This is a genomic window from Roseibium sp. M-1, from assembly GCF_054515675.1.
This window is the reverse complement of record NZ_CM137257.1, coordinates 2,865,032-2,880,398: the sequence shown is the minus strand read 5'-3', so window position 1 is coordinate 2,880,398 and position 15,367 is coordinate 2,865,032. Positions and strand designations below refer to the sequence as shown.

Annotated in this window: 13 protein-coding genes; 7 read left to right on the top strand and 6 right to left on the bottom strand. The window is 61.6% G+C overall.

The annotated features are described in order from the left end of the window. The first annotated feature begins 341 nt into the window (after nt 1-341). Entirely contained in the window at nt 342-1,046 is a 705-nt protein-coding gene (locus ACX3M4_RS12930) for a WecB/TagA/CpsF family glycosyltransferase (RefSeq protein WP_459359424.1), read from the top strand. 41 nt (nt 1,047-1,087) lie between these two features. Here the strand turns inward: ACX3M4_RS12930 and ACX3M4_RS12925 are convergent, their stop codons facing one another. Further along, nucleotides 1,088-2,155, bottom strand: a complete 1,068-nt coding sequence (locus ACX3M4_RS12925) for a glycosyltransferase (RefSeq protein WP_459358967.1) — start codon at nt 2,153-2,155, stop codon at nt 1,088-1,090. 181 nt (nt 2,156-2,336) lie between these two features. On the opposite strand from ACX3M4_RS12925, the gene ACX3M4_RS12920 reads away from it, so the two are divergent. After that, complete coding sequence (locus tag ACX3M4_RS12920) at nt 2,337-3,224, top strand: DUF6492 family protein (RefSeq protein WP_459358966.1); 888 nt, start codon at nt 2,337-2,339, stop codon at nt 3,222-3,224. A gap of 47 nt (nt 3,225-3,271) precedes the next feature. Here ACX3M4_RS12920 and ACX3M4_RS12915 read toward each other — a convergent pair whose 3' ends face one another. Beyond that, nucleotides 3,272-4,207 (bottom strand): glycosyltransferase family 2 protein, encoded by a 936-nt coding sequence (locus tag ACX3M4_RS12915; protein WP_459358965.1) that lies wholly within the window; start codon nt 4,205-4,207, stop codon nt 3,272-3,274. Nucleotides 4,208-4,454: 247 nt separating this feature from the next. Continuing rightward, nucleotides 4,455-5,831 carry an O-antigen ligase family protein gene (locus ACX3M4_RS12910; protein WP_459358964.1) on the bottom strand — a complete coding sequence of 459 codons (1,377 nt, stop codon included), beginning with the start codon at nt 5,829-5,831 and terminating at the stop codon, nt 4,455-4,457. 191 nt (nt 5,832-6,022) lie between these two features. Here ACX3M4_RS12910 and ACX3M4_RS12905 point away from each other — a divergent pair, with 191 nt between their 5' ends. From ACX3M4_RS12905 to ACX3M4_RS12895, 3 genes are all read left to right on the top strand, one after another. Further along, nucleotides 6,023-7,093: an endo-1,4-beta-xylanase gene (locus tag ACX3M4_RS12905; RefSeq protein ID WP_459358963.1), complete on the top strand. Its 1,071-nt coding sequence runs from the start codon at nt 6,023-6,025 to the stop codon at nt 7,091-7,093. After that, complete coding sequence (locus tag ACX3M4_RS12900; RefSeq protein ID WP_459358962.1) at nt 7,093-8,508, top strand: lipopolysaccharide biosynthesis protein; 1,416 nt, start codon at nt 7,093-7,095, stop codon at nt 8,506-8,508. The genes ACX3M4_RS12905 and ACX3M4_RS12900 overlap by 1 nt, the downstream gene beginning before the upstream one ends. 106 nt (nt 8,509-8,614) lie before the next feature. Further along, nucleotides 8,615-10,378 (top strand): alpha/beta fold hydrolase, encoded by a 1,764-nt coding sequence (locus ACX3M4_RS12895; RefSeq protein ID WP_459358961.1) that lies wholly within the window; start codon nt 8,615-8,617, stop codon nt 10,376-10,378. 83 nt (nt 10,379-10,461) lie between these two features. On the opposite strand, the gene ACX3M4_RS12890 is transcribed toward ACX3M4_RS12895, so the two are convergent. Then, nucleotides 10,462-11,217 (bottom strand): cobalt-precorrin-6A reductase, encoded by a 756-nt coding sequence (locus tag ACX3M4_RS12890; RefSeq protein ID WP_459358960.1) that lies wholly within the window; start codon nt 11,215-11,217, stop codon nt 10,462-10,464. Continuing rightward, a complete protein-coding gene (locus tag ACX3M4_RS12885) occupies nt 11,207-12,301 on the bottom strand; it encodes a cobalt-precorrin-5B (C(1))-methyltransferase (RefSeq protein ID WP_459358959.1) in 1,095 nt (364 codons plus the stop codon). Before ACX3M4_RS12885 ends, ACX3M4_RS12890 begins: the two co-directional genes overlap by 11 nt. 133 nt (nt 12,302-12,434) lie before the next feature. On the opposite strand from ACX3M4_RS12885, the gene cobA reads away from it, so the two are divergent. Further along, entirely contained in the window at nt 12,435-13,310 is an 876-nt protein-coding gene (cobA, locus tag ACX3M4_RS12880) for a uroporphyrinogen-III C-methyltransferase (RefSeq protein ID WP_459358958.1), read from the top strand. Beyond that, a complete protein-coding gene (locus ACX3M4_RS12875; protein ID WP_459358957.1) occupies nt 13,300-14,616 on the top strand; it encodes a cobyrinate a,c-diamide synthase in 1,317 nt (438 codons plus the stop codon). The genes cobA and ACX3M4_RS12875 overlap by 11 nt, the downstream gene beginning before the upstream one ends. Here ACX3M4_RS12875 and ACX3M4_RS12870 read toward each other — a convergent pair. After that, nucleotides 14,613-15,242 carry a class I SAM-dependent DNA methyltransferase gene (locus ACX3M4_RS12870; RefSeq protein WP_459358956.1) on the bottom strand — a complete coding sequence of 210 codons (630 nt, stop codon included), beginning with the start codon at nt 15,240-15,242 and terminating at the stop codon, nt 14,613-14,615. The genes ACX3M4_RS12875 and ACX3M4_RS12870 overlap by 4 nt on opposite strands. Between the last annotated feature and the right edge of the window lie 125 nt (nt 15,243-15,367).

Here is a 15,367-nt window from a genome sequence, read left to right as displayed (position 1 = left end):
ACTTGGTTAGCAACTGGCTAATGTCTTTCAAATTGACATCGTGGCATACCGACCTTTCCGTTGCCGGCTGGGCCTTGCAGCCTGTCACGCTCGATTTTAGCAATTTGATTAAGACGGGGCTAACGCTATTCGAACTGGAAAAATGAAATAACCGTAACTATTTAGCAGGTCTAACCCGTGCTTAACTGTCGACATGCTATCGCCTAGGCATAATGCCGTCACTTCCAACCGAGCCAAGATCCTGAATGATTTCGACCAACGCCGACCATTGGCAGCACCTTGACCAGACCTGGACCCAGGTGAAAACCGTGCTCGGCGGCCTGCCTATTGCGAATATCGGCATGGACGAGACGGCGCATCAGTTCGTCGCGATTGCACTTGAGGCGAGGGGCAAAAACGGTTTGCCGTTCTATTCGACCTCGGCAAACGGGCAGGTCATCGCCATGGCCGCAAAGGATGCAGAGTTCAAGAAACTGCTTCTGTGCGCCGACCAGATCCATGCCGACGGCATGCCGATGGTGCTGCTGTCGCGCCATGTTACCCAACATCCCCTGAGCGAGCGGGTCGCCACCACCGATCTTGTGCATGCGGTGGCACGCGACGCCGAAAGGGCCGGCGTCAGTTTCTATTTTCTCGGGGCGCAGGAAGCGGTCAACAAACTAGCCGTCGAGCGCATGCAGGAGCGCTATCCGAACCTCGTTTTTGCCGGCCGCCGGAACGGTTATTTCACCGCCGAGGAAGAAGAGGCGGTAGTCGATGGCATCGTCCGGGCGAAGCCGGACATCCTCTGGATCGGTCTCGGAGTGCCGGGGGAGCAGAAGTTCGTCGTCCGCAACCTGCAGAAACTGCGCGGCATCGGCGTTATCAAGACAAGCGGCGGCCTGTTTGACTTTCTGTCGGGAAAGAACAGCCGGGCGCCCGTGTGGATGCAGAATCTCGGGCTGGAATGGCTCTACCGCACCATCCTGGAGCCGCGCCGTCTGACGAAACGCTATCTCGTCACGAATCCGATCGCTGTCCGCGAAATTCTCCGCAATTCCAAATAGAGATCGTCAGCATGGCTGCACCGGGTGCGAGGCGGGTTGGTTCAGGTTTCTTCGTCGACCCTTGCGATGACATCGTCCCAGAGCGCATCGATTTCAGCTGAGAGATCCGCCGGAACAATCTCTGTCCGGCCGGCTTCGAGAACCGCCTCCGCCGCTTCCGCTGCGCCTGCATCCGTCGGGATAAGACGCACCTGTCCACCGGCAATCAGGCGCTGAAACAGCCGGTGATGGTTGAGAGCAGTCCCGTCCTGCGGCGCATTGACAACGACAGGCTTGCCTGAAGCGGCGGCTGCCAGCACGCTGGCGCGGCGCGCAGTCAGTCCGCCGGGCAGGAGATAGCAGAAGACGTCGATCTCCTCGAAAATCGCATAGAGCTCTTCTTCGCTGTCGATGAAGCCGCTGACGGCGACCCTGTCGGCGAGGCCGAGCCGGTCGGCCGCGGCGAAGAAATCCGCCTCGACCGTATCGAGGCCCTTGATGAAGGACCCGGCAAAGGCAACGAAGACGTCTTCGCCGCGCGCCTTCAGTTCGGCGGCGACGGCAAGCACCGAGGTCACCTGTTTCTGCGGGTAGATCGAACCGAACTGACCCAGGATCAGACGTCCCTTGCTCCGTTCCTCCTTAAGCCGGTTTGAGAAACTTCCCGGTTGAAGGGCTGACGGCGCCGTCAGATTGGGCGGGATCGGGATCAGGGTGCGGGCCGTTGTGGCAAGACGCGACAAGGGGCTTGCGGCGAATTCTGCGGCAATTTCCGGTGCCGAGAAGCAGATCCTGTTCGCCAGCAGCGCGACAGGTGCCAGCACGATGCGCCGTTTCCAGTCCAGGGCGGCCCATTCATGCAGGATGGCAACAACTTTCCTTCCCGTGATCCTTGCGGCAAGCGCCGCCAGAGCCGGTTCCAGGAGTTTTTTCTTCCACGCCACCACCGGAAAGTTCAGCACCAGCGTGTCGTGTCCTTTCAGCGCCGCGAGAAGGTTCGAAATCCTGAAGTCCAGCACATGCGTCCGCGCGCGCGCTTCAAGCCGCTGCGCCAGGAGCCGCGAAAACTCCTCGACGCCGCAGGTCTGGGAAGCGTTCGAGATCAGAACGAGATAGTGCTGCGAAGCCATGCCGAAAGTTGCCGGTTGCGTGGTGTCGTGCCGTCAAGGGACATCGATATAAAGAAGATCTTTAGAAGAAGTGTCCAAAAAAGTGACACGAATGACATTCGCACTTTTGAGGACGGCGAACAAAGCCCGGACAGGGCGCGCCTGCCGCTCAAGCGCATCCTCCATTGCAAGAGGCAAGACCATGCCGTCGCCGTCGGTTTCCCTCATCACGCCCAGCTATCACGCTGACCTGCAGCGCTGCGAGCTGCTGTGCGAAACTGTCGACAGGCATGTCACCGGCTTCGACACCCACTATATCGTGGTTGGTGACGAGGACGTTCCGCTGTTTGAAAAGCTGGCCGGGCCAGGGCGGCAGGTCATAGCCTCATCAAGCCTGTTGCCGCGCATGCTGCCATTGCCGAAGTGGCGCGGGCGGCGCTACTGGTGGTCTCCGCAGATCAGGTTGCCGATCTATGGCTGGCATCTCCAGCAACTGCGCAAGTTCGCAATGACCGCTGCGCAGGACAGCGACCGTGTGATCTTCGCCGACAGCGATTGTGTCTTCTGCAGGCCGACAGATATGCAGGCCCTGGTTTGCGGGGAAAAAGTGCCACATTTCCAGGTGCCTGGAGACATCAATGCCACCCGGCCCCGCCACGTGACCTGGTGGAAGAATGCGCACCGGGTTCTCGGGCTCGATGCGCCGGACCTTCCGGGGAACGATTATATCGGCCCGTTGATCGTCTGGGACCGGGACACCGTCCGCAAGATCCTGTCCAGGATCGAACGCGTCAGCGGTCTGCCGTGGTGGGTGGGTCTGGCGCGGCAGCGGCATTTTTCGGAGTATCTGACTTACGGTATCGCGGTCGCCAACGATCCGGAACTTGCCGCCCGTCATGAACTGACAAACCGGAACTATTGCCTGACCTATTGGGCCGGCCCGAAGCTCGACAAGGCAGGCCTCATCGATTTCATGAAGGATCTACAGCCCTACCAGCACGCGATCACCATCCAGTCGCATACGGCAACGCCTCTCGACGTCATTCGCGACGTTGCGTTTGGCGATACGCCAAGGGGGGCAAACGCCTAGTCAATTCCGGAGGTCCGGCACGTCGCGCTTGCGATCAGAGGGCTCAACTAGGACTTCTGGGCTGCCTTGTAGGGAGCCGGGAGAAATCCGAGCGCGGCGTAGAACCGTCCGACCGAGACCAGGAAGGGATGGCTCGCCGGCAACGCGCGGCCGGTCCGCACAAGCACCAAAAGCGACCGCCCCAGACTGAGCCCGAGACTGATCACGTTCTTGGCGAGCGCGGCGGGTGCCGGCAGGCCGTTTTTGCGATCTACCAGATAGTTGATCGAACCGGTACGGATGGAACGGGTCATCAGAAACCTGGAGGTCATCCGGCTGTCAGGCACGAACTCGCTGATTTCCGCTTCCGAGCACCACCAGGTTTTGAACCCGGCCTTGCGGCACCTGGTGAAGAAGTCCAGATCGCCGCCGCCGAGAAAATTGAACTGCAGATCGAAGAACGGCGCGCCCAGCTTGCCGAAGACGTGGCGGCGGATAAGGCAGTTGCCGGACCCGTGCAACTGGTCGATCTGGCGTGTCTCGCCGTTGATGGAAATGAAAAGCTGATGAGTGCGGATGCCTGCCGGGGCGTCGCTTTCGAACAGCCTGAAAACCGGTCCGCCGACGATATCCGCCGACCTGACCTCGGCCAGGCCCACCATCTCGCGCAGCCAGTCGGGATGGGCGATTTCGTCGTCGTCGATCATGAGGAGGTGGTCGGCGTCCGGGAAGCTTGTCAGGGCTTCGCTGAAGGCCCGGTTGATGGCGTGGCAATTGCCCTGGTTTTCTTCCAGAAACACAGCATTCGGCAACGCCTGGCGGGCAAAGAAATCCCGTGCCACCGCTGCGCCCTGAGGATTGGCAGCGTCGTTGTCGACCACCACGACCGCGAAGCGGAACTCCGCTGTCTGGGCGGCCAGGGACGCAAGTGTCCGGGCGAGCCAGTCGGGTCTGCGGAAGGTCGGTATGCAGACGACGGCGCTGATCTTCCCCTGCTCTTTCATGCCGTCCATTGCTCCGTAGAAGTCCTTCGCTGCGCCGATGCCGTTAGGGCGTGTCCTAGTGGAGCGAATTTGACATTTGAGTCCCGCTCGCGGCTAGGCTGATGCTCAAATGTCAAATTCAATAGCTCCACTAGAATCATATATTTATCTAGTGGTTCTTATGATTCTGACATTTGCTCCAGAACTAGCAGCAAGGGGATGCAAATGTCAGAATCGAACCACTAGAGAGGTCTTTAAAGGCAAGAAGTTAACGTGCGTTTGTTGCAAGCGGTCTTGCGGGAGACATCGCAGTGCGGACAGGCGCTTCGACGATGAGATGTGCAAACGCCTGCAGCCTGAGGCCGAAGATACCGATCAGCGTGGTGAACCAGATCGGCCCCACGTTGCTGAAAAACGGGCTCTCGAGGCAGGCAAAGAACAGCGAAAAGATCCAGATCCTCAGGAACAGCCGGGTCAGAAGGATGTCGTTGCCGCCTGCCAGGGCCCGGTTGGCATAGGACAGCGGCAAAAAAATCAGCCAGGTGATCGTGAGGAGAAATCCCGGAATGCCGGCGTTGATGAACTGTTCGAGATAGCCGTTGTGCGAATTCGCGGCGGTCACGGCCCAGCTGTAGAGCGAGAAGCCGCTTCGAAACAGTGCCTCTGTCTGCCAGAAGGACTGGAAGCCGTAACCGGTGAACGGGCTCTGGCCGATCACGTTGAGGGCAATGCCCCAGATCGACGTCCGGTCCGTGAAGGTCGGATCGATGCCGGCCGCGGCAAGCAGCTGCTGCACGCTGTCGGACGCGGCGGCCGAGATCAGAAGCGCATTGATCAGGGCAATGCCGCCGATCACGATCAGCGGGCGCAGCAGGGCGATCCGTTCGAACAACCAGGCCAGTACAAGTACCATCGGCATCATCGCAAAGGAGGTCTTGCTGCCCGATTTCCAGAGAAAGAGCGTTGCGAGCACCACAAGCACCGCGCCCAGGAGAACGGACTTCGATTTTGTAAGGTAAAGCCCGAAAAAGACCGCGAAGACCATGGCCGCGGCCGCGGCGTTCTTGTGCCCCATATGGCCGCGCCAGTCGCCGGCAAGGTTCTGCTCCAGCGCATCGGTCAACTGGTGAATGGCCAGATGCGGCAGGGCGACGATGCCGTAATAGGCGATACCGATGACCGCCAGCAAGCCGATGCAGACCAGATTGGTGAACTGCTCCCGGGACTTCGGCAACAGCAGGATCGCGCTGCTGCAACTCACGACCAGGATGGCAAAGACGATCCGGCGGAAGGCCGTCCCCGGATCACCGGCAAAGAGGCTGGCAAAGGAGAACCAGGCCAGCAGCACGCCGAGGAAAATGCGGGGACAAAGGAGGTAGCACCGGTTTTGCTTGCCGAGCACGGCGAAAAGCAGCAAGCCGGACATCAGCACCACGACAATCTGGTTCAGTTTGTTGGAGCTGCCGCCATAGGGAGTGGTCAGGTTGCTTGCGTTCGGGTCGGGAAACGGATTGAGACCGATCCAGAAATAGAAAAACACGCCGAGAAAGAGCGCCGCCGCCAGCAGACGGGACAGGGGTGCACCGCGCGCTCCGGCGGCGGAAACGACGCCGGGACCCTGGCCATATGGTGCAGCGGTATACATTGCGAAAAGCGTCTCATCCGATTGGTGCGGCGAATCGTATCTCAAGCAGACCGCGAACCGATTAAGCATACGCTAACCTGTCTGATAATTTAGTATTCACGCAACGGCAAGCTATGTTACGACCCATCTCAAACGCGCCTTGCGACCATCGGCGTTGCAACTTTCCTCCCGGCGCCAAGGATATGAATTCAATGGACAGACGGGACTTTTTGCTGGGAGGCCTCGGGGCCGGACTGATGTCTGCCGTCCCGCTCGATTTCGTCGCGCCGCCCGTCCGGGCAGCGACCAACGGGTCCATCCCCTACGGGGCGGCGATCCGGACCGACTTCCTGGAAAGCGATCCGCCTTACGCGGAAGCCGTCCGCAAATATTGCCAGCAGCTTGTCGGCGAGGGTGGTCTGAAATGGATTGATCTGCGTCCTTCACGCTCCACCTTCGAGTTCGACCAGCCCGACCGGCTGATCGCCTTTGCCGATGCCAACGGCATGACGATGCGCGGACACACGCTCATCTGGTACGCGGCGATGCCGGACTGGACCTCTGAAATCGACACACCGAAAGAGGCGGAATACGAGCTGATCCATCACATCGAGGTGGTTGCCGGCCGTTACCGGGGACGCATTCCGAGCTGGGACGTGGTCAACGAACCGATCTCCGAGGATCCGGACAAGGAAGGACCCTTGCGCGATTCCCTGTGGCTGCAGCAGCTCGGCGAGGGATATATCGAAATGGCGTTCCGCACGGCCGCTGCGACTGACGGAAACGCCCAGCTGGTCCTGAACGACTTCAATTTCGAAAAGACCCTGCCTGTCTGCCGCCAGCGGCGGGTGCTGATGCTCGATCTCCTCAAAAGCCTCAAGGACAGGGACGTGCCGGTTCATGCACTCGGTCTGCAGGGTCATCTGACCGGGGAAGCGGAAATCGACAAGGAAGGCCTGTCTCGTTTCGTGGAGGACGTGTCGGCACTTGGCCTCGACATCCTCGTGACCGAACTGGACGTCATCGACAACAATCTGCCGGCGAATGTCGGTGTCCGCGACCAGATCGTCGCAACGCGCGTCAACGACTATCTCACGGCGATCTGCGACGCCGTGGAGCCGAAGGCGATCCTCACCTGGGGCATATCCGACAAATACACCTGGGTTCCGATCTGGTTCTCCCGCCGCGACGGAATGCCGAACCGGCCGCTGCCGTTAGATGAAAATTATCAACCCAAGGCGATGATGCAGATCTTGCAGAAATTTACCCGAGCAGGTTCATAGTGCTTCGCCAGATCTCGTCCTACATGACCGCGAACGTGGTCTCGGCCATCTTCGGCTTTGCGCTTGTGATGCTGTTCACGCGTGTGCTCTCGCCGGAGGAATATGGCATCTATGTCGTCGGCATGGGCATCGCCACCCTGTTTTCTTCGCTGCTGTTCAACTGGATCAAGACCTCCCTGCTACGCTTCAGTTCGGAGGGTGAAAGCTTCGACATGCGCGTCACCGCGCTGGTGGCCTTTGCGGCGATCCTTTTGCTCAGCCCGGTGCTGTTCGAGATCCTCATTCTGACGACGGGCGAGCCGATCAGCTATATCACCGAGGCCTTGTGCGTCGCGATCGGTGTCGGCCTGTTCGAGTTCATGCAGGACTTGTTCCGTGCGCACCAGAAAACTGCCCTTTTCACAACGTCCATGATCCTGCGCAGCGCGCTCGCCTTTGCGCTTTCCTGCCTGTTTGTGATCGTGTTCGATCTCGGCGGAGAGGGGCTGCTGCTTGGCGTGGCGGGCGGTTACCTTCTCACGCTCTTGCTCTACCTGCCGAAGGTGTGCCAGCGGCCGCTGCACGGGTTCGATCCCGCCATTTTGAAGATGATGCTGCAATTCGGCGTGCCGATGACCATCTCAGGCGCGGCATTCACCCTGCACGCTTATTTCGACCGCATCTTGATCGTTTCCATCCTGGGCGAGGCCTCGGCCGGCGTTTACGGTGCCTCCGCCGACTTCGTACGGCAGATCATCCTCATGCTCGGTGTAGCGATCGGATCCGCGGTGGTGCCGATCGCCATCCGGCTCTATGCGAAGAGCGGCCTGGAAGCCACAAACGAGCACATGGCAAGAAGCTTCGAGCTTCTGATGACGCTTATCCTGCCCGCGACGGTCGGCATGGCGCTGACGGCCAGGCAACTGGCAACCTTCATTCTCGGCGAGGATTTCCGGGATGCTGCAACGGTGCTTATCCCGGTGCTGGTTTTCGCGTGGCTGTTCCGTTCCATCAACTACCAGTATGTGCATGTAAGCTTCCAGCTTGCCAAGAAGCCGTTTCTGATGGGCATTCAAGGGCTTGTCATCGCAACGATCAGCGTTGTCTCCATGCTGGTCTTTGTGCCCCGCTACGGACTTCCGGCGGCCGCCTTTTCCCTGGTCGTCGCGGAGGTCGTCGGTGTGGTCGCAGGGTTCGCCCTGTCCAGATACGCCTATCCCCTTCCTGTCGTGATCGGGCCGACCTTGCGGATCTGCCTGGCCACGGCCCTCATGGCGCTCCCGACCTATCTGTCGCTGCATCTTGGACTGACGAACGATTTCCTTGCGCTCGCTGTACCCGTCATGACCGGGGCGATAAGCTATGGAATCGCCGTTCTTGTTCTCAACGTCGCCGGTCTGCGCGGTGTGGTGCTGAACAGGCTGAAACCGGTCTGAAGGGCACTTGTCCGTCGGCCTTAAAAACTCCGTTAAACTAACGAGCCTACAAACACCTGAAATCACAGGAAAAGAGGAAAAGCCCTCGACGAGGGCAGGCAAGAACATGGACGTGACGGTGGAGCAGGAACGGGACGTACCAGGGCTTTCGGCAGCCCGGCCCGTGACCTATGCCAACCTTCCCGGACTGTTCACTGCCGCCGCCGGGGCACCGCGCAACCTCGCGGTTCTGTTTGTCAGCCCCTGGGGGCTGGAGGAATTCCTGACACGGAAATTCTTCAGGCATCTCGCCGAGCGGTTCTCGGCCGAAGGTATCGCCAGCCTTCGCTTTGATTTTCCCGGAACAGGCAACGCAACGGACAATCCGACCGAGGACGGTATCGAGGCCTTCGCCGCTGCGCTTGAAAGATCCGCCGAGGAGTTGAAGGCGCTGTCCGGCGTCTCCCGGATCGCGGTGGTCGGGCAGGGCCTGGGCGCAGGTCTCGCCTATCGCTACGCTGCGGCCAGCGGAGACCTTGCAGGTCTTGCCCTTCTGGCCCCGGTCTTCAAGGGCCGCGGCTATCTCAGGGAGCTGAAGCTCTGGTCGAAATTCGTCGATGACGGACTTGGCCTGCGTCCGGAGGACCGGGACAGCGACCCGGGTACGATCGCAGGCTTGGATATGCCGGAGAGGCTCGCCGCCGACCTCAAGACCTTCAATGCCACTGACCAGAAATTGCCGAAGGCGATGCCCGTCCTGATGGCTCCGCGACCGGAAATCCAGGTTGACCCTGCGGTCACCGCCGCCCTTGCCGAGGCCGGATGCGCCGTGACCGCCACGGTCTACCGGGACTTCGACACCTTGCTGTCCGGTGTCTCTCCGCCGGAACTGCCGCGGGCTTTCGGCGAGGAGGTTACCGGCTGGCTCAAGGCTCTGCCGGAGACCGGCCAGTCCGCGACGCCGCCGCGGTACCCGGGCGTCGAGCCGGTCGTGGCAGAGACCTACAGGGAAACGCCGATCCGGTTCGGGCCGATGAACCGGCTCACCGGCACCTTGTGCGAACCGGCCGGACAGGCGACCGGCGTGTCGGCGGTCATCCTTTCCACCTCCTACGACTACCAGATCGGCTGGGGTAGGACGAGTGTGCAGCTGGCGCGGCGTCTGGCTGGAGAAGGCGTTGCGACACTTCGATACGACGGTGCCGACATTGGCGACAGTCCTCCCGTTCCCGGGCGGCGGCCGCAGGTACTTTATACCGAGCCGCAGGCGGATGACGCCGAACTTGCCTTTGCCGAGCTTGAAAAGAGGGGACTTGCAGAAAACTGCATGATCATCGGGCGGTGCAGCGGCGCTTATACCGCCTTCCGGACCGCCCTTCACGGGCCTCACTGGAAGGGCTGCGTTGTCGTCAACCCCTACGGCTTTCACTGGCGGTTCATTGGCCTGCCCGGAACGCTGCAGCAATATTGGGCAAAGGCGAAAGGGCCGGGGCTCTTTAAGCGGCTGCGCGCCGGCCGGGTCCACGTGACGGCTGCCGCGGTCAATATCGCCGTCCGGGTGCTCGACCGCATTGCCAACGCGTTCGGCAGGTTTGTTCCTCAGCTACCGGGCATCGTCCAGAGAAACCGAAAGGTCTTTGGGGACTTCCGCAAGCTTGAAGGCTACGGAACGCGGCTCGCCATTGTCTATTCGGAAGGCGACGAGGCGATGGCATCCTTCCTGATCCATTTCGGTGGGCAAGCGGAAGGGCTCGCCGCATATCAGAATGCAAGGTTGCACCTCATTCCCAACGCCGATCACAACCTGACGCCGCGGCCTGCCCGGGAAAAGCTGTTCCGGATCGTCGAGGCCGAAGCCAAGGCTCTGGCAACCAGAGCATGTCGCGTTTAACTGGAAATGTCTTGCATCGCTTTTTGCGTTGAAATCTCTGATTTCAGACGGCGAAAGGCGATTCTGATAAAACGCGATTTGCTCTAAGGCGTGACCTCATCGCGGATCAGATCCACGATGCCTTCAACGCTTTCCGCATTGCGGACGCTTGGCAATTCCGGCCTTTCAACCATGATCACTGCTAACCCTAGTTTCCGGGCAGCTTCGATTTTCGGATAGGAGCGGGTCCCGCCGCTGTTCTTGGTCACCACATGCGTGATCCGGTGCTGCTCGAAAAGCCGGACCTCCTCGGCTACTGTGTGTGCCGGCCGGGCAAGGATCAGCTGCCAGTGATCCGGCAGCGGCTTCTCTGGCGCTTCGATCATGCGGGCAAGGCCGAAGATGTCGGTGCGGCCCGTGAAGCGGCCGATTTCCTTTCGCCCGATTGCCAGGAAGGCACGTGCCCCCAGCGGCAGTAAGGCCGCGGCGTCGTCCATCGATGCCACGCTGGTCCACCGGTCGCCTGCCTGAGGTTTCCAGCCGGGCCGTTCCAGCCGCACGAGCGGCAGGCCAAGCGTTGTCGTGGCGGCGGCGGCATTGCGGCTCATTTGCGCCGCGAAGGGGTGGGTGGCGTCGATGACCAGTGAAACGGAATTCTGCCGCAGATAGGTGGTGAGACCATCGACACCACCGAAACCTCCGATACGGGTGGGAACCCCAAGGTCGGGGAGGTCGCTGACAACCCCGGCAAACGAGGCTGTCAGCCGGGCATGCGGATACGCATCCGCGAGCCGGCCGGCGAGCTGCCGCGCTTCCGCCGTCCCGGCCAGGAGCAGGATATGGGGTGGATCAGCCGTCAAAACCGCATTCCCCCAGCACCTTGCCCTGCCGGTCGGTGATCAGCACCTCGACGGCGATGGGGGCCTCCCGCAGGATCTGCCGGACGGCGGCCTTCGTGCGCCGGGCAAGCGGCGCACTGAGATCGATGCCTGCCGCCAGCGCGCTGTCGAGCACTTCCTTTGCCGCATTGGCTGTCGCGGCAGCCTTGATCAGATCCGAAGAGGCGCCTGCCTCTCGCAGCAGCCCTTGCAGAAATGAAAAGTCGACGGAACTGCGCGCCGAATGCAGGTCGAGTGCGCCTTGTGCGAGCTTGGAGAACTTGGCAAAGCCGCCGGCCAGCGTCAGCTTTTCCACCGGATGGGCGCGCAGGTATTTGAGAAGCCCGCCCGCAAAGTCTCCCATGTCGAGAAAAGCCGTCTCGTCGAGATCGTAGCGGGCGCGGACGGCGTCTTCGGAACTTGCCCCCGTCGCGCCCACCACATGGGTCAGCCCGACAGCCCGGGCAACGTCGATGCCCCGGTGAATGGAAGCAATCCAGGCGGCGCAGGAAAAGGGGCGCACGATGCCGGTGGTGCCGAGCACGGAGAGACCGCCGACAATTCCGAGCCGGGGGTTCATGGTCTTCAGCGCCAGCTCGGCCCCGCCCGCGATCGACACCTCGATCTCGACATCGCCGGCGGCGCCATTGGCTTGCGCAACCTCGGCAATGGCCGTCTGCAACATCTGGCGCGGCACAGGGTTGATCGCCGGTTCGCCGGGCGGAATCGGCAGGCCCGGCCGAGTTACCGTGCCGACGCCGTCGCCTGCCTTGAAACGGACGCCGCTCCCGGCGGGCAACAGCCGGACGGTGGACGTGATCAGCGCTCCGTGGGTGACATCCGGATCGTCGCCGGCATCCTTGGTGATGGTCGCCGAGGCTTCGTTCTCCGTCAGGCTGTGCCTTGTCAGTGCGAAGGCGGTGGTCCCGCCCTTGGGCAGGGTGATCTCCACCGGGTCCGGAAAGGCACCGGTCAGGAGCGCCGAATAGGCGGCCTTGGCGGCGGCCGTTGCGCAGGCCCCCGTCGTCCAGCCCCGTCGCAGTTCCTTAGGTGCTTCGCTCGTCATGTGTCTTCTATAACTGATGAATTTCCCCTTGGCGCGCCTTTGCTGGTGCGCGCGGTGAAATGTCGTATTCCTGTCTTTTTTGATCGCCGAAGCGCTTGGCGATACCGGGCCGGACGGGTAAACAGGAACCATGATGGCCGAAGAACAGAACAACAGATTGCCAGAAGGTGTGCCTGAAGGACTGCCCGCTTTCGAACCGGGCTGGGTGTGGCTGGCCGGTGCCGGGCCGGGTGATCCGGGCCTGTTGACTTTGCATGCGCTGAACGGCCTCCGTCAGGCGGACGTCGTCGTCTATGACGCGCTGGTCGACCAGAGCATTCTGGCCTGGGTGAAATCGGGCGCGGTCACCGATTATGCGGGAAAGCGCGGCGGCAAGCCGAGCCCGAAGCAGCGCGACATCACGCTGAAGCTGATCGACTATGCCCGGGAGGGCAAACGGGTGCTGCGCCTCAAGGGCGGCGATCCCTTCGTCTTCGGCCGGGGCGGCGAGGAAGCACTTGGTCTCGTCGAAGCCGGTGTGCCCTTCCGCATCATACCTGGCATTACCGCCGGCATTGGCGGGCTTGCCTATGCGGGCATCCCGGCCACCCACCGCGACTGCAACCAGGCCGTCACGTTCCTGACCGGTCATGACCAGACGGGCCTGACGCCGGACGCCATCAACTGGGACGGAATCGCCAAGGGCTCGCCTGTGATCGTCATGTATATGGCGATGAAGCATCTTGTGACGATAGCCGGCAAACTCATTGCCGGTGGACGATCTGTGGACGAGCCTGTGGGTATCGTGTGCAACGCTTCGTTAGCCGGCCAACAGGTTCTGGAAACGACGCTCGGCCGCTGCCACGTGGAAGCCGAAGCCGCAGGCATCGAGCCTCCGGCGATCGTCTGCATCGGCGAGGTGGTGCGCCTGCGCTCCGGTCTCGACTGGCTTGGCGCGCTCACCGGCAAGGTGCTTGAGGCCGATCCCCTGGGCGTGCGGGGTTCTTCCCGGTCCATCGATGCCGGCTGACGCACAAGGTGCCGCCGCCAGGGGGCTTCTGATCGCCGCACCATCTTCCGGTGCCGGCAAGACCACCGTTACCCTGGCCGTGCTTAGAGCCCTGAAAGACAAGGGCCGATCCGTCGTCTCGGCGAAATCCGGACCGGACTATATCGATCCGAAATTCCATGAAGCCGCCAGCGGCAAGCCATGCGTCAATCTCGATGCCTGGGCGATGTCCGGGAGCACGTTGCGGGGCCTCGCCGCCGGTCAGGCACGCGGGCACGACCTGCTGATCGCCGAAGGCGCGATGGGGCTGTTTGACGGCGCTGCCAACGGCACAGGATCGGCGGCCGATCTGGCGGCTGTGCTTGGCCTGCCTGTTATCCTTACCGTCGATTGCGCCAAGCAGGCCCAATCCGTCGCAGCCTTGGTGCACGGGTTCCAGAGTTTCCGTCCGGAGATCCGCATCGCGGGCGTCATCCTCAACCGCGTCGGCAGCGCCCGTCACGAAGCCATGCTGCGCACGGCCCTGCAGCCACTTGAAATCGAGGTTCTCGGGGCATTGCCACGCTCGGAAGACCTGGTCCTGCCCGAGCGGCATCTCGGCCTGGTGCAGGCAGGCGAGCATGCCGGTCTCGAGGCGTTTCTGGAGTGCGCTGCAGCCCTTTGCGCGCAGCATGTCGATCTGGAGCGGCTTGAATCACTCGCGGCTGGTTTGATTTCGCCAGGCAACGAAACCCCCGGTCTTCCATCGCCGATCGGCCAGCGCATCGCTGTCGCCCGCGACATCGCTTTTGCCTTTGCCTATCCGCATCTGCTGGATTTCTGGCAGGCTGAAGGGGCGGAGCTCTCCTTCTTTTCGCCGCTCGACGACGAAGCGCCAGCAGCGGGCGCAGATGCTATTTACCTGCCCGGCGGGTATCCGGAACTTCATGCTGGCAGGCTGGCCGCGGCAACGTCCTTCAAGTCGGCTATGCTGGCGGTGGTCGAAGCCGGAACGCTGATCTATGGTGAATGCGGGGGCTACATGACCCTCGGCGAAGGCCTGATCGACGCGGATGGGAACCGGCATCAGATGCTCGGCCTGCTGCCCCTGGAAACCTCTTTCCAAACCCGCAAGCGTCATCTCGGCTACCGCAGGATCAAGCCCCTCGGCGGTCTCCCTTGGCAGGGACAGCTATCGGCCCATGAATTCCACTATGCCTCGATTGTCTCGGAGGGTGCAGCCGAAGGGCTGTTCTCTGCCGAGGATGCGGAAGGCAATAAACTCGCGGAAATGGGCTTGCGGGTCGGCTCAGTTATGGGCTCCTTCGCCCATGTCATCGCGGGTTAAACGACTTCCAGCACCACCAGCTCGCAGAAGATCTCGTCCTTGGTGTGATAGGGGCTGCGGGTGATGTCGAGCGTCTTTAAGAGGCCCGCCTGTTCGAGCTCCTCGATCCTCGCCTTGAAGCCCTCGGCTTCAAAGGAACTCTCGCGTATCGTCAGCACGATCGAGGCACCCGGTTTGGCGACGCGGATCAGCTCGTCCAGGCCCTCCGGCCCGACATGGCCGGTGGCAAAGACCCCGGTGCTGACGATGCCGTCATAGATGTTGTCGTCGATGTCGTAGAGCGGCAGCACCATGTCGGCGAGGTTCAGCTTGCGATATGCCCCCTTGCTGCGGGCATGCTCCAGCATCACCGGCGTCAGGTCGATACCGTCGATTGTCAGGTCCCAGTTACGTTTGATCAGTTCGATGCCCGCAAGGCCAGTGCCGCAACCTGCATCCAGCACCAGCGCTTCTTTCGGCACCAGTTTCACCAGCGCTTCGGCAGCGATTTCCGGTCCGACATATCCGGTGACGATCAGCAGGTCGGTGTCGTAGGTGTCGGCCCAGTCGCTGTAGAAGTCACGGATCGCGACTGGATCGCCGCCAAGCAGGGCAGCCTGTTGCAGAAGGAAGTTTTCATCCGGCATCGTCGTCTCCTGGTCGGCGCGATTCGGCGGCACTTTAGGCGAGGGTGTCGGTCGGAAGCAATTGCCGGATTGGCGTTGACCAAAACACGCAGACCTCATCCTGAGGAGGACCGTGAGGTCCGTCT